We start from the raw sequence: 25519 nt of genomic DNA on the forward strand, positions 1-25519 counted from the left end.
CCGGTCCGACGAGGTCGTGCGGGGGGTTGTCAGACGCTCGGTCGCCCCTACAGTCCGGTCGGGTGACTGACGTACTCGGTCTCCAGTCCCCAGTCGTCTGCGAGGTCGCGCAGGCTTCGCACCCCGAACGTCTCGGTCGCGTAGTGGCCCGCGAGGAACACCGAGATACCGGCCTCGCGCGCCTCGTGGTACACCTTCTGTTTGCCCTCGCCGGTGACGAGCGCGTCGACGCCGCGGTCGATAGCCTCGTCCAGCCAATCGACGCCGGAGCCGGTGACGACCGCGACCGACGAAATCTCGTCGGGGCCGAAGTCGAGGACTTTCGTCCCATCGCTGCCGTCCAGTTCGTCGAGCGACGCGCGGACCTCGTCGGCCGTCTTCGGCGACGCGAGTTCCCCGGCTTGCCCGATGTGAATCGGTCCGAGCGACCCGAACGGCTCGGTGTCCGCGAGGCCGAGATGGTCCGCGACGCCGGCGGCGTTGCCGAGTTCCTGATGGCCGTCCAACGGGAGGTGCGAGACGTAGAGCGCGAGGTCGCCGCGAATCAGCGGCTCGATGCGGTCGAAGTCGCGGCCGGTCACCCGGTCGAGGCCGCCCCAGACGAGTCCGTGGTGGACGACGAGGAGGTCGGCGTCGGCGTCGAGCGCGGCGTCGATGGTCGCCTCCGCGGCGTCGACGGCGAAGGCGACTTTCTCGACCGATTTCTCCTCGGGGCCGACCTGTAGGCCGTTGGCGCTGGCGTCCACGTCGGCGAAGTCGTCGGTCGCGAGCGTCTCGTCGAGTCGGGCGACGATGTCGGAGAGCTGCATACCGGGGAGTGGTGACTCGGGGACTTGTAAGGAACGGGACGGTGCGCGGTGGCGTCGGTCGTGCGTGCGCGCGACCCGGCGGTGCGTGGACGGCCGGGAGTCGGCGTTACGGCCGGCCGGCGGCGTGTGAGAAGACGAACTCCCGGAGGAGCTTCGCCGCCAGCGAGGCGGCCTGTCCGTCGTCGCGGTCGTTGACCTCGACCACGTCGAAGCCGTCGGCGTGGGGCGCGACCGCTCGGACCACGTCTCGCATCTCCCGAGAGGCGAGGCCGAACGGCTCTTTGGTTCCCGTGCCGGGTGCGAACGCCGGGTCGGCCGCGTCGATATCGACGCTCAGATAGACGGACTCGTCGCCGAAATCGGGCTCCCAGTCGGGGACGGCCTCGGGTTCGACCACGGTCACGTCGTCGGCCTCGGCGCGCTCCCACTCGTCGGGCGAGCCGGTTCGCGCGCCGAGAATCACGACCTCGTCGACGCCGAGTTCGTCGAGGACGCGGCGGGTGACGGTGGCGTGGCTCCACTCGTTGCCGTCGTACTCGCGGCGGAGGTCGAGGTGAGCGTCGAGACAGACGAACACGTCGGGTTCGACGCCGGTGACGCCGGCGGCGGTGACGGTGTGTTCGCCGCCGATGACGACGGGGACGGCGTCGTCCCAGACGGCGTCGCGGACGCTCCCGGCGAGCCATTCGACGTACTCAGGTGCGTCGTCCCACGCGCGGACGTCACCCGCGTCGTGGACGCGCAAGTCGGTGAAAAACTGGTCGGTGCGCCGGTCGTAGTCGTCGAACGACTCGGCGAACCGACGGATTCGATTCGGTCCGAAACGGGTTCCGGGTTGGAAGGACGTCGAGATGTCGAGCGGAGCGCCGAGAAGCACGTAGTCGGCGACCTCGCGGTCTGCGATTGCTCCGGGGAACATCTCTGTGGCCCCCGTTTAGACGATCTTTCGCTGGCCTTCGTACTCGAGGTACTCGATCTCGTCTTCGGGGTTGAGGTCTTCCTCCTCGGGGATGCGCATCGTGAACGTCTGGTAGGTTTCGAGGTCCATGATCTGGGCGTCCTCACCGGTGACGGAGACGACCTGCCCCTGCTTCCGCTCGATGATGGGCACCCACACCTTCGCGTCGACAGGCTGGGAGAGCGAGCGCTTCTTGCTGTCGAAGACGCCGCGGGCTTCGACGCGCGCCTTCGCGCTGCCGTGCTTGCCCGGCTTGGCAGTACTGTAGGCGTTGATTTTGCACGGCTTTTCTTCCATCATGACGTAGCTTCCTTCTTGGAGCTCGCGCACCTGCTTCTGCTCTTTCGCCATGTCTCTCCGTTATCGGATGGAGGGTATAAACGGTTTGGAACCGTCTTCGCACGCGAATCCTTACCGTGAAAATCGCGGGCGTCGGCCCGCTCGGTCACGCGTCTTCGACCGCGTCGACCTCGGCCATCTCCGGGTCGAACCACGTCCCCGCCGCGTCCCGTCTGGCGAGGCTCCCGAGCGCCCCGGACGCGACGTTCGGGAGCGCGAGCGCCAGCATGATGGCGGTCGTCAGTTCGCCCGCCGTCTCGAACATCGGGATGAGGTACTGGAACGGAAAGAGAATCGGCGTCCGTTCGAGGAAGGTGAGAAGCACCGAGACCGGCATGAGCAGACAGCCCCAGACGACGCCGGCCATGAGGCCGTGCCACCCGCCGTCGGCTGGGTCGGTGCCGACGACGTATCCGGCGAGCGCGCTCCCCGTGACCCCGCCGACGAGCGTGAACTGGCCCGTCATCGCGTAGACGAGCGATTCGGTACACGCGGCGAGGCACACCCCCACGAGCACCGGTCGCCACTCCGTCATGAGGGAGAGTGTGTCGGCGAGAGCCGATAAAATTACGCGCCCGATTCTCAGCTTTGATTACTCTCTGCGGCGCTCTTTGAGGTTCTGTCGGGTGAACTGCGGCGTCGCCCGGAGCCCCTTCCGCGAGCGGAACGACCGCCAGAGGAGCAGGGCGACGACGCCCGTCGGCGCGCCCGCCGCGCCGACCGCGACGAGGTTCTCCGGGTTCAGCGCGTAGATGATGACCGTCGAGACGAAGCCGAACGACAGGAAGATGCCGTAGATGAGCCGCTTGGCCAGTTTGTCGAGGACGCCGCGGTTGTCCTCCAGTCGGACGTTGAGCGTCAGGTTGTCGCGGTCCGCCCGGTCGAGGACGCGTTCGAGTTTGGGCGGCACGCGGAACAGCGACTGGGCGGTCTTTTGGCCCTGCTGGCCGACGCCCTCGATGATTTTCTGGACGCTCTCCTCGCGGTAGCCCTCCTCGGTCAGGTAGTCGGTCGCCACCGAGATGAAGTCGAACTCGGGGTCGAGCGTGACGCAGACGCCCTCGACGACGCCGGCGACCCGGAGCACGAGCGCGAGATTCCGCGGGAGCCGAAGCGGGAACTCGTAGATGGTCGATTCGACCTGTTCGAGGATTTGGTTGACGCGGTACTGCTCGATGTCGTCGCCGCGGGCGTCGGCGATGGCGAGTTCCATCACGTCGCCCATCACCTGCCGGTCGACGTTCGGGCTGAGTGTCCCCATCTCGATGAGCGTGTCGAGGATGCCGTCGACGTCCTGATTGGCGACGGCGATGTAGAACTCCACGATTTTGTCCTGGATGAACGGGTCGACCTCGCCGTGCATCCCGAAGTCGTAGAAGATGATTCGCCCGTCGTCGGTCACGGAGAGGTTCCCCGGGTGGGGGTCGGCGTGGAAGACGCCGTCCTCGACGATCATCTGAAGGTAGATTCGCTGGAGGTTCGTCGCCAGTTCGGTCCGGTCGACGCCGAGGTCGTCCAGCGCGTCGATGTTGTTTATCTTGGTTCCGGGGAGGTACTCCATCGTGAGCACCCGGTCGTCGGAGCGCTCGGGAATCGGTTCGGGGATGACGAGCGTGTCGTCGTCCGCGAAGTTCTCCTGAATCTCGACGAGCGTCTCGGCCTCCTCGGCGTAGTCCATCTCCTCGCGGATGGTCTTGGCGAACTCGTCGGCGAGGTTCTCCAGCGAGAACGCCCGTCCCTCGCCGATAAACCGCATGAGAAGCGGCATGGACCACCGAATCACCCGGAGGTCGGCCTCGACGAGGTCCTCGATGCCGGGGCGGCGGACCTTGACGGCGACCTTCTCGCCTTCGTACTCGGCGACGTACACCTGCCCGAGGCTCGCGCCGCTTATCGGCTCGGTGTCGAACGCGTCGAACGCCTCCTCGACGGGGCCGAGTTCTGCTTCGAGGACGGCCTTCGACTCGTCCCACGGCGCGGCCGGCACGTCGTCTTGGAGGGTTCCGAGCACCTCGATGTACTCCGGCGGGAGGATGTCGGGGCGCGTCGACAGCAGTTGTCCGAGCTTGATGAACGTCGGCCCGAGCGTCAGTAGCGACTCCAAGAGGATGTCGGCGCGCTCGACGCGCATCTCGGTCGTGACGCGTCGGCCGCCGCCGAACAGGAGGTACTTCCGCTTGTCACGAGTGTACGCGACGATGAGCGGAAAGAACTGATACAGGACGACGAGGAACCGCCAATAGGCGCGGAGGTTGACCAGCGTGACCACCCGCCTCGTCAGGCGTCGTCGTCGCCGGTGGTAATGGGGATGGTCCGCTCGGAGGCGGCCTCGCGCTTGGGGAGCCGGATTTCCAGCGTCCCGCGCTCCATCGACGCCTCGGCTTCGTCGGCCACAGCGTCAGGTGGAAGTGGAACTTCGGCGTCGAGGAACAGCGGTCGTTCCTCGCGGACGTAGTCGAACTCGGCGGGGAGCCGTTTGTCGCGTCGCGCTTCGACGACCAATCGGCCTTTCTCGACCCGGAGCTCCGCCGTCTCGGCGGTCACGCCCGGGAGGTCGAGGACCAAGAGGTAGGACGTCTCGGACTCCAACAGGTCGGCGAACACCGCGTCCGGGAGGTCGGACAGCGCGTCGCGCAGTGCTGACATGAACGCTCATAGGGAGTCGGGGTCGAAAAACCCGGCGGTCTCGCGCGAGCGCGCGAGCGCGAGACACAACCGACCGGCTCGGGAATCGCCCGCCGACGCGACCGAGGCCGACGCTTTTTGCCCCCCGAACCGAAGGGCCCGTATGAACCACGACGACCGACGCACGGCCGGGTTCAAACAACGAACGCGGCTGTCGGACGCCCGCGAGGCGCTCCTCGCGGCGGCGACGCCGCACGACCGAACCGTGCGCCGACCGCTCGCCGAGGCAGACGGCCGGGCGCTCGCGGAAGACGCGGTCGCCCCCGCCGACGTGCCCGGCTACGACCGCGCCGCCATGGACGGCTACGCCGTCCGCGCGTCGGACACCTTCGGCGCGAGCGGCCGCTCACCGAACGTCCTCCGAATCGTCGACGGCCCGGTGGAACCGGGGACCGCGGCCCGCGTCCACACCGGCAGCGACGTGCCCGACGGGGCCGACGCCGTCGTGATGGTCGAACACACCGAACGACTCGGCGACGAACTCGAAGTGTTCGACGCGCTCGCGGAGGGCGAGAACGTCGGCGAACGCGGCGAGGACGTGCGCGAGGGAACGCCGCTGTTCGAGGCCGGCCACGAGCTTCGCCCGTCGGACATCGGCCTGCTTCGCTCCGTCGGCGTCGAGGAGGTGACGGTGTTCGAACGCCCCCGCGTCTCGGTCATCCCGACCGGCGAGGAACTCGTCGAGTCCGACCCCGGCCCCGGCGAGGTCATCGAGACCAACGGCCTGACCGTCTCCCGACTGGTCGAGCGCTGGGGCGGCGAGGCCAGCTATCGCGACATCGTCGTCGACGACGCCGACCTGCTCCGCGAGGCCGTCGAATCTGACCTCGACCACGACGTGGTCGTCACCACCGGCGGGTCCTCTGTCGGCGAGCGCGACCTCATCCCCGAAGTCATCGACGATATCGGCGAGGTACTGGTCCACGGCGTCGCGCTCAAACCCGGCCACCCCGTCGCGGTCGGCGTGGTCGAAGACACGCCAGTCGTGATGCTCCCCGGTTACCCGGTCGCCTGCGTGGTCAACGCCTTCCAGTTCCTCCGGCCGGTGTTGAAGCACGTCGGCTCGCTCCCCGAGCACCCCCTGCCGACGCAGGAGGCGACGCTCACCAGGAAAATCCCGAGTTCGCCCGGCACGCGGACGTTCGCCCGCGTCAAACTGGACGCGTCGGGCGACGAACCGACCGCCGAGCCGACCCGGACGAGCGGGTCGGGCATCCTCTCCAGCGTCGCGCTCGCGGACGGCTGGGTCGTCGTCCCGGAGGAGATAGAGGGCTACGACGAGGGCGACACGGTCGCCGTCGAAGGCTGGGAGTGGTCCGCATGAGAAAGCAGTTCCGCGACCTCGCCTCGCCGGCGGACGCCCGCGAGGCCATCGCGTCGCTCGACCTGACGCCCACCGCCGAGACCGCGGCGCTCGAAGACGCCCGCGGCCGCGTCCTCGCCGAGCGAATCGACGCCGAACTCGACGTGCCCGGTTTCGACCGCGCGAGCATGGACGGCTACGCGGTCCGCGCCCGCGACACCTTCGGCGCGGACGAGGCCGAGCCGGCCGAACTCGACCTCATCGGAGCGGTCCACGCCGGCAACGAACCGGACGTGACGGTCGAATCCGGGACCGCCGTCGAAATCTCCACCGGCGCGGTGATGCCGCCGGGCGCGGACGCCGTCGTCATCGTGGAGCGAACCGAGGAGCGAGACGGCTCGCTCGTCGTCTACTCGGCGGTCGCCCCCGGCGACAGCGTGATGCCCGCCGGGACCGACATCGCCGCCGGCGCTCGCGCGCTCGGCCCCGGAACGCGACTGACGCCCCGCGAAATCGGCCTGCTGTCGGCGCTCGGCGTCGACGAGGTGCCCGTCCGCGGGAAGCCGACCGTGGGCATCGTCTCGACCGGCGACGAACTCGTCCGGCCGGGCGACGAACTGCGCCCCGAGGCGGGCGAAATCTACGACGTGAACTCCTACACCATCGCCGCGGGGGTCGAAGAGGCCGGCGGCGTCCCGAAGCTCTACCCCCACGCGGGCGACGACTACGAGGAGATGGAGCGCCTGCTCCGCCGGGCGGCCGACGAGTGCGACCTCGTGCTCTCGTCGGGCTCCACGTCCGCGAGCGCGGTCGACGTCATCTACCGCGTGGTCGAAGAGCGCGGCGAACTCCTGCTGCACGGCGTCTCCGTCAAGCCCGGCAAACCCATGCTCGTCGGCACGCTCGGCGAGGGGAGCGCCTACATCGGCCTGCCGGGCTACCCGGTCTCCGCGCTCACCATCTTCCGGACGTTCGTCGCGCCGGCAATCCGCGACGCCGCGGGCCTCCCGGAGCCCCGGACCGCGACGGTCGAGGGGACGATGGCCGCCCGCGAGCGGTACGCCGAGGGCCGGACGCGGCTCATGCCGGTCGGACTCGTCGCTGACGGCGACGGGAACACGCTCGTCTACCCCGTCGATAAGGGGTCCGGCGCGACGACGAGCCTCGTCGAGGCCGACGGCGTCGTCGAGGTCGCCGCGGACGTGGAGTACCTCGCCGAGGGCGAGGCGGTGACGGTCCAACTGTTCTCGCCCGACGTTCGCGCGCCGGAACTGCTCGGCGTCGGCGAGGACGACCCCGCGCTCTCGCGCCTGCTCGACCGCGTGTCGTCGCCGCGGTACCTGCCGTTCGGCTCCCGAGAGGGCCTGCGACGGCTCCGAGACGGCATCTCGGACGTGGCCGTCGTCGCGGGCGACCGGGGCGACGCCACCGAGGGTATCGACGCGGTCGAACTCGGCTCGTGGACCCGCGAGTGGGGGCTCGTCGTCCCCGACGGCAACCCGGACGGGGTGTCCGGGCTCGCGGACCTCGTCGACGACGACCTCCGGTTCGTCAACCGCGACTCCAACTCCGGCCTGCGGACCGACCTCGGCAACGCCGTCGCCGCGCTCGCCGACGAGCGCGGGACGACCCGACACGAATTCGTCGAGGCAATCGAGGGGTTCGACCGCGGGACGAAGGCGTTCGAGAGCCCCGCTCGGGCGGTCGCCGCCGGCCGCGCCGACGCCGGTCTCGGCCTCCGCGCGACCGCTGACTCGCTCGGACTTGACTTCGTCTCGCTCGGAGAACAGCCAGTCACCGTTCTCGCGAACCCGGCCCGAATCGATAAACCGGGCGTCGGCTCACTCCGCGACGCGCTCGCGGCGGGCGACGACGCGTTTGCCGACCTCGCAGGGTTCGAGAGGGGCCAAACGCCGCGGTAACTCTTTAGAAAGCGCTCCCGAGCCGTTCAGATATTCGTCTTCGACTGAAGTATAAACCAAGTAGAACGTTTTTATCCACGTAGGGAGTACAACTGGTATATGAACCGCCCGCTGAAGGTCCTACACGTTGACGACGACCCCGAGATGCTCGCGCTCTCGGCCGCCGCGTTCCGCCAACTCGACGCCGTCTCTCTTCTCACTGCCGAGACGGCGACCGAGGCCCTCGGCGTCATCTCGGCCGAGTCGGTCGACTGTGTCGTGAGCGACTCGCTCGTGCTCCCGAACGGGGTACCGCTCGTCAAGGCGGTCCGACAGGAGCACGCGGACATCCCCATCCTCCTGTTCACGGCGAAATCGTGGCCCGAAGTTGCCGATGTCGCCTCGACCGCCGGCGTCACCGAGTACGTCCAGAAGGCCGGCCCCGGGGACCTCGCGACGGTCCTCCAGCGAGTCCGCGGCCTCGTCGACGACGACAGCGTCGATTCCGCGCTCGCAGTCGGCGCTTCCGCGGTCACGCAGGCGCTCGACGAACACGCCGACGCGACCGCCGAGGCCACGTTCAGCCTCGACGACAACTGGGAACTCGTCGGGCAGTGGATAGGCGACGAGGAACTCGGTATCGTCATCGTCGAGGCCGTCGAGTCCTACGGCGGGCTCTCGGCCATCGAGACGCCGCTGTACGAGTACATCGACACCGACGCGCTCGAAGAACTGCTCCGACCCGTCGTCGAGGACGAAGAGCGCCCCGGCATCGAGGTTCGGTTCCCGTACGAGGACCTTCAGGTCGCCGTCACGAGCACCGGCGACATCTTCGCCCGCCCGACGCCCGAACGCACGCTGTCCTGAGCGTCGATTTTTCCCGGCCGCTGACTCCCGCGATTCCCGCTGAATCTGTCTCTTCGAGCGGAATCGCCCGACCTATCCGGACCGAACGAGGTCGTCGAAGCTCTCGACGCGGTACTCGCCGAGCACGCAGCGCCCGCGGTGTTCCGGCCCGTGGCGCTCGACGTGGATGCCGTCCAAGCCGGCGTTCCACGCGGCCCCGATGTCGCTTTCGCCGTCGCCGGCGAGAACGCCCGCGGTGCCGCCGTCGGTCAGGAGTCGGTCGTCGAGTCCCAGTTCGCCGATAGCGCGTCGCACCGGCGCGGCGTCGGGTTTCCACCCCGTCTCCTCGGTACAGCAGACGACGGTATCGAACCAGTCGCGCACGTCGAGGTGGTCCAACACGGGGTCCGTCAGGAACTGCTGGCAGTGCGTGACGATGCCGACCGGGCGGCCGGCGGCGTGAATCTCTTGGATGAGGCGCTCGGCGTCGTCGTGGAGGTACGTCACGTCGGCTCGCTTTACGGGGTCTTCCTCGCGGTGGAACGCGGGCCAGAACTCGGCGGGGTCGATGCCCCACTCGCGGAGCATCGGGTCGCGCGCGCCGCCGAGACCGTGCCAGATGGTCTCGGCTTCGCGGTCCGTGAACTGGCGGCCCAGTCGGTCACCGACGCGGTCGAACACGTCGCGCGTGTACGACCACTCGGCATCGACGAGGGTCCCATCGAGGTCGAACAGCCAGAAATCGTAGTCATCGGCGACCATTCGGACAATACAGTACGTCAGGCGTGGATAAATGTCTTCCCCCGCGTCAGGAACCGCCCGATTCGACGCGAATCGCGCTCCCGAAGTACTTGTGGAGCACCTCGCGGACCGAGTCTGCGTTGAACGCGTCGAGGTCCGCGGCGACGGCCTCGCGGAAAGCGTCCAGCGACGCCTCGTCGGCTCGGAGTTCGGAGAACGAACACGAGACGACGGGCACATCGAGCCACGACGCCGCGAGGTCGCGAGCGTGGCGCTCGTCGTTCACCTCGCCCCGCCAGAGCGCGTCGCGGAACAGCAGCCAGCCCTCCTCGCCGGGCGGCGGCGACGTGACGCGGACCGTCGTCTCGAACTCCCGCGGGTCGGTCTCGACGCCCGAAGCCGAATCGAGGCGGAAACGGACTCGGAAGACGTAGGTGAGCGTCGCGGTCCCCTCGTCGCTCACAGTTCGTCGTCGAACAGGTCGGCGAGTCGGAGGTCCTTCTCGGTGATACCGCCCTCCTCGTGGCTCGTGAGGCGGACCTCGACCTTCTGGTACCGAATCGTTATCTCGGGGTGGTGGAACTCCTCCTCGGCGACCTCGCCCACGCTGGCGGCGAACGCGACGCCGTCGAGGTAGTCGTCGAACTCGTAGACGCGGACGATTTCGTCGCCGTCGCGTTCCCATCCCGACCCGAGCTGTGCGTCGATTTCGTCGTCCGAGAGCAGGTCTGCCATGCCGAACCCGTCGGGTGGCACCCCGATAAGGATTCTGCCGGATTGTCACGTCCCGACCGCGCGGACGACGAACCGCGGCCCCGTCAGGAGCCGCCGTCCGCCACGGCCGCGCGCGACTCGCCCCGTTACCGAAATCTCGTCACCGTGGGCGACGACACCGGTCTCTCCGTCGTCTCCGTCGCCACCGAACGCCACGTGACCGGCCGGCGGGACGCGGACCCGAACCTCGCCGGTGGCGTCTCGGAGAACGAACGGGCGGGTCGCGCGGCCGACGACCGCGAGCTCGCCTCGCCAGTCGCCGCCCGCGTTCTCGTCGTCGACCCAGCGTTCCACGGCCGGCCCGTCGCCCGCGACCCCCGCGACCGTGCCGACGACGGTCGCCCGGGCGACGCCGTCGAGGTCGCACACTCGGCGTCTCGGGGTCGCCTCGACGAGGCGGCGACGCGCTCGCGCTCGGAGGCGGTTCACGAGGCGTCGGCCGACGGTCGGACACGCGCGGACGACGGCTCGGCGGCGGTCGGCGTCGGGACGGACGCGGCGAACGGGGGTCGTCGCTGACGGTCGGCGCGGTGACATCGACGCAGAGTAGCCCCGCGTTCGGATAAGAAGGTTCGCCGGTCGGCCGCTTCGCCCGCCGTCAGTCGTCCGAGAGCTGTTCGAGGACGCGCCGGGGCACCTCGCCTTCGAGCGCCTCGCGGTCGAGGTCCTCCGGCGGCTCGCCCGAGAACTCGATGGACGGCCCGGACGGGTCGGTCGAGTCCGACGGCCCGAGGTCGTCGAAGCCGGGGTCGAACAGCCGCATGGCGGTCTGGATGGTCGTCCAGTCGTCGTCGCCGGCGGCGTCGCGGAGGCTCTTGGTCGGCGCGGCGAGTATTTGACCGATGAGCGCGTCCGCGAGCGACTCGACCGTCTCGCGCTGTTCGTCGGTGAGGTCGCCTTGGGCTTCGAGCTTCGACAGCGCCGTCGACACCTCGCGGCGCTTGACGTGCTCTGCGGCCTCGTACATCGAACTGATGGCCTCGTCGGCGCGCTTGCGCTTGTAGGCGGCGAGCAGGCGGTCGAACTCCTCGTCTATCATCGCCTCGACCTCGCGGGCGGCGCGCTCGCGGCGCTCCGCGGTCCGGTCGGTCACCGTTTCGAGGTCGTCGATGTCGCGGACGCGGACGCCGTCGAGGTCGTCGGCGGCGGGGTCCACGTCCCGCGGCTGGGCGATGTCGATGAGCATCGTCTCGCCGGCGTCGTCCAACTGGTCCGGCGCGACGACGTACTCGGGACTGCTCGTGGCCGTGATGACGAGGTCGGCGTCGCGGAGGCGACCGCGGAGGTCGCCCAGTCCGGTCGCGGTCGAGACGCCCGGTACCTCGCGGGCGAGGTGGCGGGCGTTGGCGACCGTCCGGTTCGCGACGACGAGGTCGCCCACGTCGACCGACGCGAGCGCCTTCGTCGCGAGCGTGCCCATCTCGCCGGCCCCGACGACGAGGGCTTCGACCTCGCCGATGGGTGCGTCGAGTTCGGCCCGCGCGAGCCTGACGGCGGCGCTCCCGAGCGAGACGGCACCCTCGTTGATGGCCGTCTCGTCGCGGGCGCGCTCGCCGACGTGGACGGCCTTCATGAGCGCGTCTTCGAGCATCGGGCCGATTGCGTCCTGTTCGCGGGCGGCCTCGATGCCGGCTTTGACCTGTCCGAGAATCTGGTCCTCGCCGAGGACGAGCGATTCGAGCCCCGACGCCACGCGCATGAGGTGGCGGAGGGTCTCTTCGTGGTCCATGTGGCGGACGCTCCCGTCTCGGACGTCGGGAGCGAAGTCGTCGAGCGCGCGGCGGCCGTCGGTCGCGTCGTCGGTGACGACGTACGCCTCGGCGCGGTTACACGTCTGGAGCGAGAACGCCTCGGAGACGCCGTCGCGGGCGAGGAGTCGCTCGACGACGGTCTGAACGTCGTCGCTCGAAGCGGCTTCTATCTCGCGAACGCTGGCCCGGTCGTGGGCGACGCTCACACCGGAGATGACGCCCGAATCTCTCATGAATCACCTCGCTGTGTGTCTCGTATCACGCGCGCTGCCTCTTGGCGGGGATTTGCATCGCCGGTACGTAAAGCCTTCCAAACCGACGGGTCTCGCACGACCGCGCGAATCGCATCACGGCGCTCGGCCGGCGACCGGTCGGACGCCTTGAGCTCCGCGCGAAGCTCCGCGGTCAACGCGGCCATCTCGCCGGCTCCGGCCAACTCGGCTTCGACGCGCTCGCGGAGGTGCTTCGAGAGGGCGGGGCTCGCGCCGCCGGTCGTAATCGCGACCGACACGTCGCCGTCCTCGACGGTGGCCGGGACGACCACGCTCCCCGCGTCGCGCTCGCCGCTCCGGTCGGCCCGGTTGACCAGCGCGCCGGCGTCTCGGGCGGCCGCGACGGCCGCGTCGTTCACCGCGTCGTCGTCGGTCGCCGCGACGACGAGCGCCGGGGCGAACCGCTCGACCCAGTCGGGAACCTCGTCGGGCGCGGGGGCCGCTCGAACGAGTTCCGCGTCGCCGAAGTCTCGGTCGGCGAACTCGGGGCTGACGACGACGGTCCGCGCCTCGCGGGCGAACCGACGGGCCTTCCGCGCGCCGACGGGCCCTCCGCCGAAGACGACGACCGTCTCGTCGGAGAGGTCGTGGACCAGCGGAATCATCTCACTCCGTGTTCGCCTCGGCTCGTTCGTCCAGTCTGATTCCCGTCTTCTTCAGGATGCGCGTCGAGAACAGGGTGTCCCAGTCGTCGTCGCCTACGTCCCAGTAGTCGCCCATGACCTCGCGCACCTGTTCGATGCGGGCCTCGCTCTCCTCCTCGGAGCGGCCGTGGGTCATCGCGAAGAAGTTGTACGGCCAGACGCCCTCGTGTCGCGGCCGGCGGTAACAGTGAGTGACGAAGTCCAGCGAGGCGATTTCGGGGCCGACCTCCATCACGAGGTCGTCGGGGACGTTCCAGACCGTCATCCCGTTTTCCGAGTAGCCGAGCGCGTAGTGGTTCGGGATGACGCCGACGCGGCGGACCTTCCCCTCCAGATTGAACCGCTTGATGGTCTCGACGACCCACGCCGGCTCCTGTCCGATGGCCTCGGCCACGTCGGCGTAGGGCGTCTCCGTAATCGGCAGGCCGCCCTGAATCTCCATGACGAGGTCGCGCTCGTCGGGCGTCAGGGTGCGGGCCTCTGTCGGCTCCACGTCGGGGCCGAGGTGCGAGAGGTCGAGGTCGCCGTCCGAGATGGGTCCGTCGAGGAGGAACTTCGCGCCGACGTGGAACTCGTGGCGCTTGGGCATGTTGTACGTCGCTTGGCCCGTCTCGTCTTCGATGTCGCCGAGCACCTCGTCCACCCGCGACGCCTCGGCGACCGAGACGACGAACCACATGTTCAGATGGGGATGCTCGCGCTCGTAGTTGTGTGCGACCTCGCGGTGGGCGTTCACCTGCTCGGCCACCTCGTCGAATCGCTCCGGCGGCGCGTGCATGGCGACGAGCGTCGCCGTGCCGCCGATTTCCTCGGCGTTGACGAGCGCGCCGAACCGGGAGAGAACGCCCTCTTCGTCGAGCGTCCGCACCCGCTCGCAGAGGTCGGTCGCCGTCGCGTCCACCCCGCGCTCGCGCAGCGCGGCCGCCGCAGGCTCGAAGGGACGTTCGACGACAGGGAAGCCGCCCTGGAAGGCGTTGACGATGGCGCGGTCGAGACGAGAGAGGTCCGCGTCCGCCTGTATCATGCGCGTCACTCGGGATGCGAGGCGGATAAACGCCTCGCTTGTTCTCACCGCAGCGAACAGAACCGAACGCCCGGCGAACCGTCCGTGAACGGCCGACGCGGACAGAGCGAGTCCCCCCGCTCGCGAACTAAAAAGGAGGATTCGAATGCCGAGGAGTCGCCGCGGTCAGGGGACCGGCGTGACGCGGTCGACGTCGTCGAGCGCTTCGAGTCCCTCGACGATGGCGTCCTGGTCGGCGATGGCCTCGTAGTAGAACACGAGGTCGAACGTGCCGTCGCGGACGAGCTGTTGGCACTCCCAGACGAACTCGTCGTCCTCGACGGAGAGGCCCTGGAACTGGTTCGACGAGAAGTCGGTGTCGTCGTTGCCGGCGTAAATCCACGCGTCGCCCTTCCCCGCGTGCTCGGCGATGACTTCGTTGATTTCGACGGTCAGTTCCTGCATCTCCAGGTCCTCGCGGCTGGTGAGGTCGGTGTGGACGATGGTGCCGACGAGTTCGATATCGCCGGGCTCGAGCAGCGCGAGGGTCCGCTGGTAGAGGTCCTCGTCGATGGTCTCGCTCATGTGCGTGTCTTCTCGGGGAGGTACAAACGGGTGGCGATTCGTCGCCCGCCGCGATGGACCGTCATTTTGGGGCGACCTCCCGACCGCGGTACACCGTGTGACGGTGTAACCCACAAGACACATAGCCCCGGAATGCAACCGACGGTACATGTTCGGGTGGGTCCAACGCGGCTTTCGGCGCGCCTACGAGCGGGTGCTCGACCGAGAGATAGACGACGGACCGACCCACGTCGCCATCATCCAGGACGGCAACCGCCGGTACGCCCGGAAGAACGGCGACGACGCCCCCGACGGTCACAAGGCGGGCGCGCAGACGACCGAGGACGTGCTGACGTGGTGCGAGGAACTCGGCATCGAGGAACTGACGCTGTACACGTTCTCGACCGAGAACTTCGACCGGCCGGAACACGAGCGCCAGCCTCTCTTCGACCTCATCGAGGACAAGCTCTACGAGTTCGCCGACGCCGACCGCGTCCACGAGCGCGAGGTCGCCGTGCGCGCCATCGGCGAGGTCGAGATGCTCCCCGAACGCGTCCGCGACGCCGTCGAGTACGCGGAGACTCGGACCGCCGACTACGACAGCTTCACGCTCAACATCGCCCTCGCGTACGGCGGCCGAGCCGAACTCCTCGGGGCCGCCCGCGACGTCTGTCGGGCGGTCGAGCGCGGCGACCTCTCGCCCGACGAGGTTGACGTGTCGGCGGTTGACCGCCGCCTGTCCAGAAAGCCCGTCCGCGACGTGGACCTCATCATCCGCCCCGGCGGCGACGAGCGCACCTCGAACTTCCTGCCGTGGCACGCCAACGGCAACGAGGCCGCGGTCTACTTCTGTGCGCCCTACTGGCCGGAGTTCTCGAAGGTCGACTTCCTGCGCGGCATCCGCACCTACGAGTCCAGAGAGCAGTCGTGGCAGCGCACCCGGACCGAGCGCGCCGTCACGCTCGTCCGGGCCGTCGCCGAAGTCGAGTTAGAGGACGCCCGCACGGTCGCGGGTCGCCTCCGCGAGCAACTCCCCTCGTCGGGTGCCGACGAGGTGTCCGCGGAGTTGGCGAAGCGGACCGACGAGACGGCCGACTGAGTCGGCCGTCCGAACTGTTTTCGCGGCTATTCGTCGCCCTGCGCAGCCCCGGCGTCGACGACGCGACCGTAGAACAGAATCGCGTCCGTCGGCCTGTCGCGGATGCAAAACAGGAACGGCCGGTCGAACCGGAGTTCGCCCCAACTCGGCGGCAGCGAGGTCGCGACTGGAACGCCCGTGGCCGCCGCGGCCTCCGTCCCCTCCTCGTCCACGGAGACGAACGACTTGTGGAACACCTCGTCGATGGCGAGAGCTGACCCGTCACCCTCGGCCATGCCGCCGAAGTCGGCATCCGAGCCGAACGCGGCGGGCATCCCGAGATTCGACAGCGCCTCCGAGAGTTGGACCTCGGTCTCGAACTCGAACCGCGGGAGCACGACGTCGCCGATTTGCTCTCGCATCTCCTCGAAGACGCCGAACAGTCGGCTCGCGGTCAGACTCCGCTCGAACGACTCGAACTCACCTTCGTCCGGGAGCAAAAGCACCATCGACACGTCCCGGCCGACGTACGGGAGTTCGACGGCCTGCGCGTTCGGGAGGTCGGCGTAGTTCGCCTTGAGTTCCTGCCGCATGAGCGGCACCGTCGACTCGGCGCCGTCCAGCGCGGTGAACGTCCCGTCCTCGGTGTCCTCGGAGTCGAACGTGTGCGCCCACTGCGCCATGAAGTAGATGGCGTTGGTGAGGACGAGCGCCGTGTCGGGCGTGACGGAGCCAGCCGGAAGCAAGTCCTCGATTCGTCCCTCGGTCTGGTCGGCGACCCACTCGTTGATTCGTTCCCGCTCGCCGTCCGGGTCGCCGGCGAAATCGGCCCGTCGAAGCCCGGCCCCGTAGTTCGATTCGAGGCTATCGAGGAACGCGTCCGAGAACGCGAACCCCTCGCGGCCCCACAGCGCGTTCGCCACGGCCAATCGGAAGGCGTCGGCTTCGCCGCCGTCGATTGGGGCCCGAGCCGTCTCTCGCTCTTCGAGCGCCGCCCGTAGGTCTGCGAACGCCGGGTGAACGTCCTCGCCGAGCGTGTAGCGGAGCGTCGCTTCCATCTGTTCGCGGGTCGTTCCGCGAGCGCCCGCGTAGGTCATCGCCAACGCGACGGAGATGCTGTACGGCGAGAGGAACTGGTTGCCGCCCTGCTCGGTCGCCACCTGTCGGTGCAGGTCGAGGGCGAACTCGGCGTTGCCGGCCGCGAGCGCGGCGAGTCGCTCGTCGTCCACGCTCGGTTCGCCGGTCGGTGGTTCGTCGTTCGGGGTCTCTGTCGGCGCATCTGTGGTCGCAGTCGCGGTGGTCGTCGCCTCGGTTTCGGTCTCGGCGGCCGACTGCCCGTCGCCCGTACAGCCGGCTATCGTCGCGGCGGCGAGCGCCCCCGACAGTGCCAACATCTCGCGGCGGTTCATGCCGGAAGGTTCAGCGGTCTAACAATATGTCTTCTGTACGCACAAACAGCCGTTTGAGAGACGGCCGCTGGTCACGCTACCGGCGAACCCGCCGCTGGAACGTCCGCCAGCAGAACCATCCCAGCAACGCGACGCTCTGGCCGAGCACGATGGCGACGAACTCGGCTTCGTACCGCGGCCCCAACAGTAGCACCGCTCCGCCGTAGGCGACGGTCGGAACCCACGAGCGCCAGCCCTCGTAACGCGATTCGAGGAACAGCCACGGCGGGACGACAGCGACGCCGACGAGCGCCCACGGCCAGTCTGGCTGGGCGGGCAGATTGAGCCAGAGGATGAGTACCAGCGAGAGCGCAAGGAGGACGTGCCCGTTTTCGAGCCACTCGCTGGCCGGCGGTGGCGACGGGAGGGAGTCTGTTCTATTGGGTGAGGTGGAGGGCATTGGGACCGTGTTGCTACTCAATCAACATATCTGTGCGGTCGAGGAGGGGTGTCGGCGACGCGGTCGCGTCCAGCCACGGGATTCGCCCTAGCGGCCGAATCTCCGTTGGCGGTCCTGATAGTCCCGCAACGCCCGCAGGTAGTCCCGCTTCCTGAAGTCCCGCCAGTTCACGTCGGTGAAGTAGAGTTCCGCGTACACGGACTGCCAAATCATGAAGTCCGACAGGCGCTCCGCGCCCGTCTTGACCACGAAGTCCGGCTCGTCGGGGAACACGAGCCGCTGTTCGATGTCCGCGGCGTCGATGTCGTCGGGGTCGAGCGCGCCCTCGTCGACCTCCGCGGCCAGCGACCGGACGACCGATGCGAACTCGCGTTTCCCGCCGAGGCCGATGCTGACCTGCACGGGGGCGTCGGCGCGCTCGGTGTCGCCGGGTTCGCGGACCTCGACCCGGTGGGGAACGTCGAGGTCGCGGAGTTCGCGGGCGAGCGTCGGGACGACCGCCTCGTCGAGGACGCTCACCGAGATGGTGACGCGGTCGCTCCCGAACTCGAACGCCCAGCCGACGAAGGCTTCGAGCGTCTCGTACGCGCCCTGTTCCAGCAGGTCGCGCTCGGTGATGACGAGCGCGACGTGCTCGGGGGCGTCGGCGTCGTCGAGGCGGAATCGGAGGGCGAGGTAGGAGTCGTACAGTCCCACGGGAGTCGTTCTCGCGGCGATTCTCCTAACGCTTCGGGTTCGGCGTCGCTCTCGTGACTCGCCGGGGGAGCCGCCGACCCGCGGACCCGCGGTGGTGCGGTCGTCGGTGATGTCGGGAGGGTTAAGTGCGCGTCGGGGATACCGGATGGTGTGACTTCCACGGTACGGCGAGCGGGCGGATTCGCGGTCGTCGGGACGTTGGCCCTCGCGGCCCCCAGTCTCGGCGCGGCCGCGTTCGCGCCCTTCGCCGCAGTCGCGCTCTTGGCGGCCTTCGTCGTCGACGACGGCCCCCTCTTCGAGCTGTTCGCGCGCCCCGGCGACCGGCAGGACGGCCGGCTCAACGGCCTCGCCGGGTTCGCACTGGCCGCGACGGGCCTCGCCCTCTTGGCGACGGTCCCGCGCGTCACGATGCCGCTTTCGGTGTTCGCCGCCGCGGTGTTGACACTCGCCTACGGCAACCTCGGCGCGCGACTGGTGGATTCGAGAACGTCCGACGAGTCGCTTCGCGCGGCGGGCTTCGTCGCGGCCGCGGTCCTCGCCGGCACCGCGGGACAGGCGGCAATCACGTCGCTGACGGGTGACGCGATGCTTCTCGCCCGGTTTACCCTGCTCGCGGCCGTCGGCGGCCTCGTCGGCGCGGTGCTTCGGACGGCCCTCTACGAGCGCGACGACCCGCTCGTCATGCTCTCTATCGGGCTCGTCCTCTGGGGCGTCGAGGTGCTCGCGGGACCGGTGTCGCCGACGCAGACCGGCGTCGCGCTCGCCCTCACGGTCGCGCTCGGCTACGCGGCTTACGCCCTCGGAACGGCCTCCGTCGCCGGCATGATTACCGGCGTGCTCCTGCTTCTCTTCGCGGTCGTCTTCGGCGGCTTCGGCTGGGCGCTCGTGCTCGTCTCCTTCTTCGGCGTCGGCGCGCTCGCCACCAAGTTCCGCTACGACAGCAAGGCCGAACGCGGCGTCGCCGAGGACAACGACGGCGCTCGCGGGACCGGCAACGTCCTCGGCAACTCGGGCGTCTCGCTCGTCTCCGTCGTCGGCTACGCCGTGGCGCAGACGCTCGGCTACCCGTTCGTCAGCGACCTGCTCGTCCTCGCGTTCGCCGGGTCGGCCGCCGCCGCGATGAGCGACACCCTCTCCAGCGAAATCGGCGGACTGTTCGACCAGCCGCGGCTCATCACCTCGCTCAAACCCGTTCCCGCCGGGACCGACGGCGCGGTCACGTGGCAGGGCGAGGTCGCCGGCGCGCTGGGTGCGGCCCTCGTGGCCGGCGTGAGCGTGCTGGTGCTTCCCCTGCCGGCCACGACGGCCGCCCTCGCGATTCTCGCCGGCGGCCTCGTCGGGATGACGGTCGATAGCCTCCTCGGCGCGACGGTCGAAGGGGCCGGCCTCGGCAACCAGGCAGTCAACTTCCTCGCCACGTTCGCCGGCGCGCTGGGCGCGGTCCTCGTCTGGATTCCGCTGTGACGGGGGTGACGCCGACGTGACTGGCGTCCGCCCCGCCCGCGACACCGACGTGCCGGCCGTCGAATCGCTCCAGCGGCTCGTCTCCCATCCGTCGCCCGACCTCTTGGACGCGTGGCCCGCCGTCGGAACCTTGCTCGTCGCCGTCGACGCCGACGACCGGCCGGTCGGCTACCTGCTCGGCGTCGGCGCGCACCTGACCGAACTCGCCGTCTCGCCGGACCACCGGCGCGAAGGGCGCGCCACCGCGCTCGTGGAAGCCTTCCGCGACGCGCACCACGCTCCCGAGTCTGACGCGCCGCTCACGTTGTTGGTCCATCCGGAGAACGACGGGGCGCGCGCCTGCTACGAAGCGCTCGGGTTCCGCCGGGACGCCCGCATTCCCGACGCGTTCGACGGCGACGACGGACTTCGGCTCGTCCTCGATTGACCGTCGGCGTCTCGGGCGGCGTCACGCCGTGTTTCACCCCGTTCCGTCTCAGTCGAGGAGCTGGTTCGCGGTTCTGACGCGGACGCTGACGGGCTTTTTCACGTACTCGCCGGCCGAGCGCGCCACGACGTGTCCGACGCCGCGCTGAGCCGCGATATCCACGAGTTTCTGGCTCGCCTCGCCGTCGACGACGACGATTTCCGGGGCGGGGTCGGCGTACTCGACGGTGTCGTAGACTTTCTCGACCGCGACCTCGTCGTCGATGCCGAGGTCGCCGTCCAGGAGGCGGGCCATCCCGCTCTCGTCGGCGATGACCGCCTGCACGTGGTCGGCGAGCGAGGGTCGCTCGTCGGCCGGTTCGACCGCCTCGGCGACGGCTTCGACCTCGGCTTCGGTGAACACGTCCGGGTCGGTAGCGGCGTCGGCATCGACACGCGTGCTCGCGGCGTCCGCTGGCTTTTCGACCGCGACGGTTCCCCCGCTGCCGCCCTCGGCGGGCGCTTCGCTGACCGCATCGGCCGACCCGTTCGCGGGGCCGTCTGCGGGTGGAGTCGACGACGCCTCAGTCGTCGGCGACTCCGTGCGAGGGTCCGGCGGAGCCTCCCCCGTCCCGTTGGCGGCGGCGACGGCGGCCCGGAAGTCCCCGTCGCCGTCGTCCGGAAGCGACGAGAACGCGACCTTGTTCCGAAGGGCGCGGACGACCGACGCGCGGTCGAGGTCCTCGACCGACCGGCCGTCGGGCGCGAACGCGACGTAGTCCACGTCGCCGACCTGCGAGAGTTCGCGCAGGATGAGTTCGCCGCCGCGGTCGCCGTCGAGGAACGCCGTGACGGTCCGCTCTTGGGTGAGGCCGGCGACCGCGTCGGGGACGTTCGTCCCCTCGACGGCGACGGCGTTTTTGATGCCGTAGCGGAGGAGAGTGAGCACGTCGGCGCGCCCCTCGACGACGATGATGGCGTCGGAGTCGGCGACGCGGGGGCCCGCCGGGAGGCCCTGGTACTCGGTGATGTCCTCGACGCGGACGCTCTCTTTGACCTCTTCGAGGATTTCGGTCGAGGTCATCACGGTGTCGTCGAACGACTCCGTGAGGAGTTCCTTGGCGCGCTCGACGACCATCCGTCGCTTGGCCTCGCGCACGTCTTCGATGTTCGTGACCTCGATGACCGCCTGACAGGGGCCGACGCGGGTCAGCGTCTCCAGCGAGGCCGCGAGGATGGCCGTCTCGGCCTTGTCGAGGCTGCTGGCGATGGTCATCTGGCCGAACGAGTGGCCGTTTTCCGAGTCTATCTGTACGTCTATCCGACCGACCTTGGAGGACTGTTGGAGGTCGCGGAGGTCGAGTTCGTCGCCGAGGAGACCCTCTGTCTGGCCGAAGATGGCCCCGACGACGTCGCTCCGTTCGACGACCCCGTCGGCGGAGATGGAAGCGTGAATGAGATATTTTGCAGTGTCGTCCATTGGTGAAGTCACCCCGTTAGGGGTGGTGATGTGATGATTGTGATGGCGTCATGGGCCGAACCCACGAACGTCATTATATAAGTTGCGCCCGAGGGAAATATCTATCGTGGCCGACGATTCGAACGCTCGGCGGTCGTCCGCCTCCGACGCCGAATCCGCCGAAACGCAGTCGGACCGTCGCGCTCCCGCCGTTCCTCTCCCCCGGCTAGTTTTTCACGCCTCCTCGTCAGTTCGGCGCGCGCCGACGAACTCGCCGGCGTCCCGGCAGAACGCCGCCGGGTCCTCCGGGAAGTCGTGTTCGGCGACGGCCCACTCGACGAACCCCTCGCGGGCGGCCGCGAGACAGCGGTCGATGTCGAGTTCGCCCTCGCCGAGCGGTACGGGTCGCCCGCCGCGTTTCGCGTCGGCGTCGACCACCACGTCTTTGAGGTGGACGACCGGGCTCCGGTCGGCGTAGCGGTCGAGGTACGCGACGGGGTCGTAGCCGGCGGTGTGAATCCACGCGAGGTCGAGTTCGAAGCCGATTCCCGACTTCTCGGCGAGTCGGTCGAGCGCGGGTTCGCCTTCGACCGTGACGAGTTCGTGGTCGTGGTTGTGGTAGAGCAGTCTGACGCCTCGGTCGTCGCACTTCGCGGTCAGGTCGTCCAGCCGGCGCGCGGTCTCGTCGACCGCGTCGGCGTCGGCGAACGCCTCGGGCGGGAGGATTGGCACCACGAGCGTCTCGACGCCGAGCGCGCCGTAGCGCTCGCAGACGGCGTCGAGGTCGGCTTCGAGGTCTTCGATGGGGACGTGGGCGGCGGGTGCGCCGACCCCGGTCTCGTCGAGGGCAGCACGGACCGCCGCCGCGTCGTCGATGCCCGCGAACTCCACGCCGTCGAACCCGGCGTCCGCGGCGCGGCGGACGAGCGCCGAAGTCGGTTCGTCGAGGTCGCGAAGCGAGTAGAGCTGAATGCCGAAGTCCATGTTTCCACGGTCGCGCGCGCCGTTGGAAACTGTTCCGGCGAACGAGGTGCGGTTGCCGACTGTGCGCCCTCACGCCGCCCCAGAACGTCTGTCGAGCCACAATCGCGCTCTGCTCGGCGCGGCCTCGCCCGGTCTATGGGTGGTCACCCTCGTTCGACAGCGCCCATTGAAGAAAATAGTTCTTCAATGAAGGGCAACGTAGGTCGATAGAGTAAGACTTACGCCTCATTGTCGATTATTGTTCCTACGAATGACGCGAGTGCGCATTGACTACTGCTGGGTTGCCGTCTTCGCAATCCTCGTGACGTTCGCCGTTCCGTGGTTCCTCTGGGGCGACAGCAGGGTCTTCGCCGGCCTGCCGCTGTGGCTCTGGTGGCACATCGGCTGGATGGGACTGACCGCAGTCGTCTTCCACCTGTTCGCCCGGACGGCGTGGGACCGCGGCATCGTCGGGGAGGGTCGCTGATGGTCTCGGCGCTCGGTATCCAACTCGGCGTCGTCGGCGCGTACCTCGTGGTCGCGCTCGCGGTCGGCCTCCTCGCCTACCGCCTGACCAGCCGCGACGCGGAGGACTACTACCTCGCCGGTCGCTCCATCGGCACCGTCGTCCTCCTGTTCACCACGTTTGCGACGCTCCTCTCTGCGTTCACGTTCTTCGGCGGCCCCGACCTCGCCTACCGGGCCGGCCCCGAGTGGATTCTCGTGATGGGCGTCATGGACGGCGTGCTGTTCGCCATCCTCTGGTACGTCGTCGGCTACAAGCAGTGGCTCGTCGGCCGCGCCCACGGCTACGTCACCCTCGGCGAGATGCTCGGCGACCGCTTCGGTTCGACCCGCCTGCGCGCCGTCGTCGCCGTCGTCAGCCTGTTTTGGCTGTTCCCGTACGTGATGCTCCAGCAGATGGGTGCGGGCGAGGCCATCGTCGGTCTGACGAACGGGATGGTCCCGTACTGGGCCGGCGCGGCCGGTATCACGGTGTTCATGATTGCCTACGTCGTCATCGCGGGCCTCCGGGGCGTCGCGTGGACCGACACGCTTCAGGGGCTGTTCATGCTCGGCGTCGTCTGGCTCGCGGTCGGCTGGGTCGCCACCGCGGCCGGCGGCCCGACGGCCCTCTCGAACGCCCTCGCGACAAACGAACCCGAGTTCCTCGCGCTCGGCGGCGGCCTCTACTCGCCGCAGTTCATCATCTCGTCGGCCGTCACCATCGCCTTCGGCGTGGCGATGTTCCCGCAGATAAACCAGCGCTTCTTCGTCGCCAAGTCGAGCGCGGTCCTCAAGCGCTCGTTCGCGCTGTGGCCCGTCCTCGTCGTCCTGCTGTTCGTGCCCGCGTTCATCCTCGGTACGTGGGCCGCCGGCCTCGGTATCACCGTGCCCGAGGGCGCGAACGTCCTGCCCGTGCTCCTCAACGAGTACACGCCGGTGTGGTTCGCCGCGCTCGTCATCGCCGGCGCGATGGCCGCGATGATGTCGTCGTCGGACTCGATGCTCCTCTCGGGGTCGTCGTACTTCACCCGCGACCTCTACCGGCCGTTCATCAACCCCGACGCGAGCGAGGCCCGCGAGGCGTGGCTGGCCCGCATCGGCGTCGCCCTGTTCGCCACGCTCACGTTCGTCGCCAGCCTGTTCCGCCCCGGAACGCTCGTTTCGGTCGGCGACACCGCCTTCGGCGGATTCGCCCAGATGGCGCTGCCAGTCATCGTCGCGCTCTACTGGGCGAAGACGACCCGAACGGGCATGTTCGCGGGCATCCTCGGCTCGCAGGCGTTCTACCTCGCGCACGTGTTCGTCCCCGCAATCGAAGTCGGGTCGATGACGCTGTTCGGCGCGACCTACCTCACGTGGGACTACGCCCTCTGGGGCATGGCGCTGTCGGCGCTTCTGACCGTCGGCGTCTCCGCGATGACCGCCGCCGCGCCCGAGGAGAACCAGTCCCGGTTCACCGACGGCCTCCGGGCCGACTGAGCCCCGACCGCGTCGGTCCGTTTTCGCCGCAACGAACCTTATCTTCCTGCGCGAGTAACCTCCATCCCATGCCCGAAGAAGTGCTGTTCGAGTCCGAGAATCGACAGGCCCGCGCCGAAATCGCGTCGTACCTCCGCACCGTCGCCGACAAGCTCGACGCGGGCGAGCCGATTACGCTGAAAGCCGGCGACCAGACGGTCACGATGGAGCCGCCCGCGTCGCCGACGTTCGAGGTGAAAGCCGAGCGCGAGGGCCCCGCGGGCGGCCCCTACGAACTGAGCATCGAGTTCGAACTCGAGTGGGACGAGGGCGCGGGAGACGGTTCCGACACCGGCCTCGAAATCGAGTGAGGCCGCCCCGACCGGGGCGGACGTGACGAGCCCCGACGACCACCCGACACAGTTACTCTTTTGACACCTCCGCGAGTCGTCGGTGACTCATGCAGATTCGACCGATTCGGGCCGACGAGGTGGACGCGCTGGTGGACGACCTGTGGCTCCCGTTCGCCGAGGAGATGGCCGACATCGACGACTACGACGCGCTGGCCGAGGACGCGGACGTGCGGGCCGAGGCGCTCGACTATCGGACCGAGCAGGTGGACGCCGAGGACACCCAAACGTTCGTCGCCGTCGCGGCCGCGGAGTCGTCTGATTCGGGGTCGACCCCCGACGAGGGGTCGCTCTCCGGCTACGTCACGGTCGCCGATTCCGAGTCGCCGCCGGTGTTCGCCCGCGGGTCGGTCGCCAAGGTGAAAGACCTCTACGTCGCGCCTGCGGCGCGAGGCGAGGGCGTCGGCACGGAACTTCTCGAACGGGCCCACGAGTGGGGACGCGACCGCGGATGCGAACGGGTCGCGCTGAGCGTCCACGCCGACAACGACGCCGCCCGGTCGTGTTACGAGTCGATGGGGTACGAGACTCGATATCTGAAACTCGACCGCCCGCTCTGAAGTTGGGGCTGAAGGCGGCTTCGACTGCGGGGCTACGGGTCGTCACCCGCCGTTTCGAGGGTCGAGTTCGGCCCCCGAACC

29 protein-coding genes are annotated in these 25519 nt (G+C 69.0%); 11 read left to right on the forward strand and 18 right to left on the reverse strand.

Annotated features, from left to right (window positions below; all coding sequences use genetic code 11):
• Nucleotides 1-47: 47 nt before the first annotated feature.
• The 6 genes from AUR65_RS09810 to AUR65_RS09835 all read right to left on the reverse strand — a co-directional run bounded on the left by AUR65_RS09810 (nt 48) and on the right by AUR65_RS09835 (nt 4752).
• Nucleotides 48-809: a Nif3-like dinuclear metal center hexameric protein gene (locus AUR65_RS09810; protein ID WP_058566725.1), complete on the reverse strand. Its 762-nt coding sequence runs from the start codon at nt 807-809 to the stop codon at nt 48-50.
• Nucleotides 810-915: 106 nt separating this feature from the next.
• Nucleotides 916-1728 (reverse strand): agmatinase, encoded by an 813-nt coding sequence (gene speB / locus AUR65_RS09815; RefSeq protein WP_058566726.1) that lies wholly within the window; start codon nt 1726-1728, stop codon nt 916-918.
• 15 nt (nt 1729-1743) lie between these two features.
• Nucleotides 1744-2118, reverse strand: a complete 375-nt coding sequence (locus AUR65_RS09820; protein WP_004062652.1) for a translation initiation factor IF-5A — start codon at nt 2116-2118, stop codon at nt 1744-1746.
• Between the two features lie 94 nt (nt 2119-2212).
• Nucleotides 2213-2641 (reverse strand): DUF5518 domain-containing protein, encoded by a 429-nt coding sequence (locus AUR65_RS09825; RefSeq protein ID WP_058566727.1) that lies wholly within the window; start codon nt 2639-2641, stop codon nt 2213-2215.
• Between the two features lie 57 nt (nt 2642-2698).
• Nucleotides 2699-4375, reverse strand: a complete 1677-nt coding sequence (locus AUR65_RS09830) for an ABC1 kinase family protein (protein ID WP_058566728.1) — start codon at nt 4373-4375, stop codon at nt 2699-2701.
• An 8-nt stretch (nt 4376-4383) separates the two neighbouring features.
• Entirely contained in the window at nt 4384-4752 is a 369-nt protein-coding gene (locus tag AUR65_RS09835) for an Hsp20/alpha crystallin family protein (protein ID WP_058566729.1), read from the reverse strand.
• 142 nt (nt 4753-4894) lie between these two features.
• Between AUR65_RS09835 and AUR65_RS09840 the strand changes: the two genes are divergently transcribed.
• The 3 genes from AUR65_RS09840 (at nt 4895) to AUR65_RS09850 (ending at nt 8862) form a co-directional block, all read left to right on the forward strand.
• Nucleotides 4895-6115 carry a molybdopterin molybdotransferase MoeA gene (locus tag AUR65_RS09840; RefSeq protein ID WP_058566730.1) on the forward strand — a complete coding sequence of 407 codons (1221 nt, stop codon included), beginning with the start codon at nt 4895-4897 and terminating at the stop codon, nt 6113-6115.
• Complete coding sequence (locus AUR65_RS09845) at nt 6112-8016, forward strand: molybdopterin biosynthesis protein (protein ID WP_058566731.1); 1905 nt, start codon at nt 6112-6114, stop codon at nt 8014-8016. The genes AUR65_RS09840 and AUR65_RS09845 overlap by 4 nt, the downstream gene beginning before the upstream one ends.
• A gap of 99 nt (nt 8017-8115) precedes the next feature.
• Nucleotides 8116-8862: a response regulator gene (locus AUR65_RS09850; protein ID WP_058566732.1), complete on the forward strand. Its 747-nt coding sequence runs from the start codon at nt 8116-8118 to the stop codon at nt 8860-8862.
• A 72-nt stretch (nt 8863-8934) separates the two neighbouring features.
• Here AUR65_RS09850 and AUR65_RS09855 read toward each other — a convergent pair whose 3' ends face one another.
• The 3 genes from AUR65_RS09855 to AUR65_RS09865 are packed head-to-tail and all read right to left on the reverse strand — an operon-like array spanning nt 8935 to nt 10317.
• Nucleotides 8935-9603, reverse strand: a complete 669-nt coding sequence (locus tag AUR65_RS09855; protein WP_058566733.1) for an HAD family hydrolase — start codon at nt 9601-9603, stop codon at nt 8935-8937.
• Nucleotides 9604-9649: 46 nt separating this feature from the next.
• Nucleotides 9650-10045 (reverse strand): LWR-salt protein, encoded by a 396-nt coding sequence (gene lwrS / locus AUR65_RS09860; protein WP_058566734.1) that lies wholly within the window; start codon nt 10043-10045, stop codon nt 9650-9652.
• Nucleotides 10042-10317 carry a 4a-hydroxytetrahydrobiopterin dehydratase gene (locus AUR65_RS09865; protein ID WP_058566735.1) on the reverse strand — a complete coding sequence of 92 codons (276 nt, stop codon included), beginning with the start codon at nt 10315-10317 and terminating at the stop codon, nt 10042-10044. Before AUR65_RS09865 ends, lwrS begins: the two co-directional genes overlap by 4 nt.
• Nucleotides 10318-10461: 144 nt before the next feature.
• Here AUR65_RS09865 and AUR65_RS19725 point away from each other — a divergent pair, with 144 nt between their 5' ends.
• On the forward strand, nt 10462-10875 hold the full coding sequence (locus AUR65_RS19725; protein WP_158250833.1) for a hypothetical protein: 414 nt from the start codon (nt 10462-10464) through the stop codon (nt 10873-10875).
• 79 nt (nt 10876-10954) lie between these two features.
• On the opposite strand, the gene hemA is transcribed toward AUR65_RS19725, so the two are convergent.
• The 4 genes from hemA to AUR65_RS09890 all read right to left on the reverse strand — a co-directional run bounded on the left by hemA (nt 10955) and on the right by AUR65_RS09890 (nt 14611).
• Complete coding sequence (gene hemA / locus AUR65_RS09875; protein WP_058566737.1) at nt 10955-12340, reverse strand: glutamyl-tRNA reductase; 1386 nt, start codon at nt 12338-12340, stop codon at nt 10955-10957.
• The gene (locus tag AUR65_RS09880; protein WP_058566738.1) at nt 12337-12984 is read right to left on the reverse strand and encodes a precorrin-2 dehydrogenase/sirohydrochlorin ferrochelatase family protein; all 648 of its coding nucleotides are present in this window, start codon (nt 12982-12984) and stop codon (nt 12337-12339) included. The genes hemA and AUR65_RS09880 overlap by 4 nt, the downstream gene beginning before the upstream one ends.
• A 1-nt stretch (nt 12985) precedes the next feature.
• Nucleotides 12986-14047: a siroheme decarboxylase subunit beta gene (gene ahbB / locus AUR65_RS09885; protein WP_058566739.1), complete on the reverse strand. Its 1062-nt coding sequence runs from the start codon at nt 14045-14047 to the stop codon at nt 12986-12988.
• Nucleotides 14048-14212: 165 nt separating this feature from the next.
• Nucleotides 14213-14611 (reverse strand): DUF5778 family protein, encoded by a 399-nt coding sequence (locus AUR65_RS09890; protein ID WP_058566740.1) that lies wholly within the window; start codon nt 14609-14611, stop codon nt 14213-14215.
• Between the two features lie 148 nt (nt 14612-14759).
• Between AUR65_RS09890 and uppS the strand changes: the two genes are divergently transcribed.
• On the forward strand, nt 14760-15689 hold the full coding sequence (gene uppS / locus AUR65_RS09895) for a polyprenyl diphosphate synthase (RefSeq protein ID WP_058566741.1): 930 nt from the start codon (nt 14760-14762) through the stop codon (nt 15687-15689).
• A 26-nt stretch (nt 15690-15715) separates the two neighbouring features.
• Here the strand turns inward: uppS and AUR65_RS09900 are convergent, their stop codons facing one another.
• The 3 genes from AUR65_RS09900 to AUR65_RS09910 all read right to left on the reverse strand — a co-directional run bounded on the left by AUR65_RS09900 (nt 15716) and on the right by AUR65_RS09910 (nt 18212).
• Nucleotides 15716-17077 (reverse strand): serpin family protein, encoded by a 1362-nt coding sequence (locus AUR65_RS09900; protein WP_058566742.1) that lies wholly within the window; start codon nt 17075-17077, stop codon nt 15716-15718.
• 76 nt (nt 17078-17153) lie between these two features.
• On the reverse strand, nt 17154-17516 hold the full coding sequence (locus tag AUR65_RS09905) for a hypothetical protein (protein WP_058566743.1): 363 nt from the start codon (nt 17514-17516) through the stop codon (nt 17154-17156).
• Between the two features lie 87 nt (nt 17517-17603).
• Nucleotides 17604-18212: an undecaprenyl diphosphate synthase family protein gene (locus AUR65_RS09910; RefSeq protein ID WP_058566744.1), complete on the reverse strand. Its 609-nt coding sequence runs from the start codon at nt 18210-18212 to the stop codon at nt 17604-17606.
• A gap of 150 nt (nt 18213-18362) precedes the next feature.
• Here AUR65_RS09910 and AUR65_RS09915 point away from each other — a divergent pair, with 150 nt between their 5' ends.
• Together AUR65_RS09915 and AUR65_RS09920 are read left to right on the forward strand one after the other, a co-directional pair.
• Nucleotides 18363-19676: a DUF92 domain-containing protein gene (locus AUR65_RS09915; protein WP_058566745.1), complete on the forward strand. Its 1314-nt coding sequence runs from the start codon at nt 18363-18365 to the stop codon at nt 19674-19676.
• Between the two features lie 16 nt (nt 19677-19692).
• Nucleotides 19693-20103, forward strand: a complete 411-nt coding sequence (locus AUR65_RS09920; protein ID WP_058566746.1) for a GNAT family N-acetyltransferase — start codon at nt 19693-19695, stop codon at nt 20101-20103.
• 48 nt (nt 20104-20151) lie between these two features.
• On the opposite strand, the gene dnaG is transcribed toward AUR65_RS09920, so the two are convergent.
• Nucleotides 20152-21561 (reverse strand): DNA primase DnaG, encoded by a 1410-nt coding sequence (dnaG, locus tag AUR65_RS09925; RefSeq protein WP_058566747.1) that lies wholly within the window; start codon nt 21559-21561, stop codon nt 20152-20154.
• A gap of 213 nt (nt 21562-21774) precedes the next feature.
• Nucleotides 21775-22524, reverse strand: a complete 750-nt coding sequence (locus tag AUR65_RS09930; protein ID WP_058566748.1) for a sugar phosphate isomerase/epimerase family protein — start codon at nt 22522-22524, stop codon at nt 21775-21777.
• Between the two features lie 250 nt (nt 22525-22774).
• On the opposite strand from AUR65_RS09930, the gene AUR65_RS09935 reads away from it, so the two are divergent.
• From AUR65_RS09935 to AUR65_RS09950, 4 genes are all read left to right on the forward strand, one after another.
• Nucleotides 22775-22990, forward strand: a complete 216-nt coding sequence (locus AUR65_RS09935) for a DUF3311 domain-containing protein (protein ID WP_058566749.1) — start codon at nt 22775-22777, stop codon at nt 22988-22990.
• Nucleotides 22990-24489, forward strand: coding sequence for a sodium:solute symporter family protein (locus tag AUR65_RS09940; RefSeq protein WP_058566750.1), 1500 nt, complete (start codon nt 22990-22992; stop codon nt 24487-24489). The genes AUR65_RS09935 and AUR65_RS09940 overlap by 1 nt, the downstream gene beginning before the upstream one ends.
• A 68-nt stretch (nt 24490-24557) precedes the next feature.
• Complete coding sequence (locus tag AUR65_RS09945) at nt 24558-24839, forward strand: amphi-Trp domain-containing protein (RefSeq protein ID WP_058566751.1); 282 nt, start codon at nt 24558-24560, stop codon at nt 24837-24839.
• 89 nt (nt 24840-24928) lie between these two features.
• On the forward strand, nt 24929-25438 hold the full coding sequence (locus AUR65_RS09950; protein WP_058566752.1) for a GNAT family N-acetyltransferase: 510 nt from the start codon (nt 24929-24931) through the stop codon (nt 25436-25438).
• The last annotated feature ends 81 nt before the right edge of the window (nt 25439-25519 follow it).

The sequence above is a fragment of the Haloferax marisrubri genome (assembly GCF_001469875.2).
GTDB lineage: Archaea > Halobacteriota > Halobacteria > Halobacteriales > Haloferacaceae > Haloferax > Haloferax marisrubri.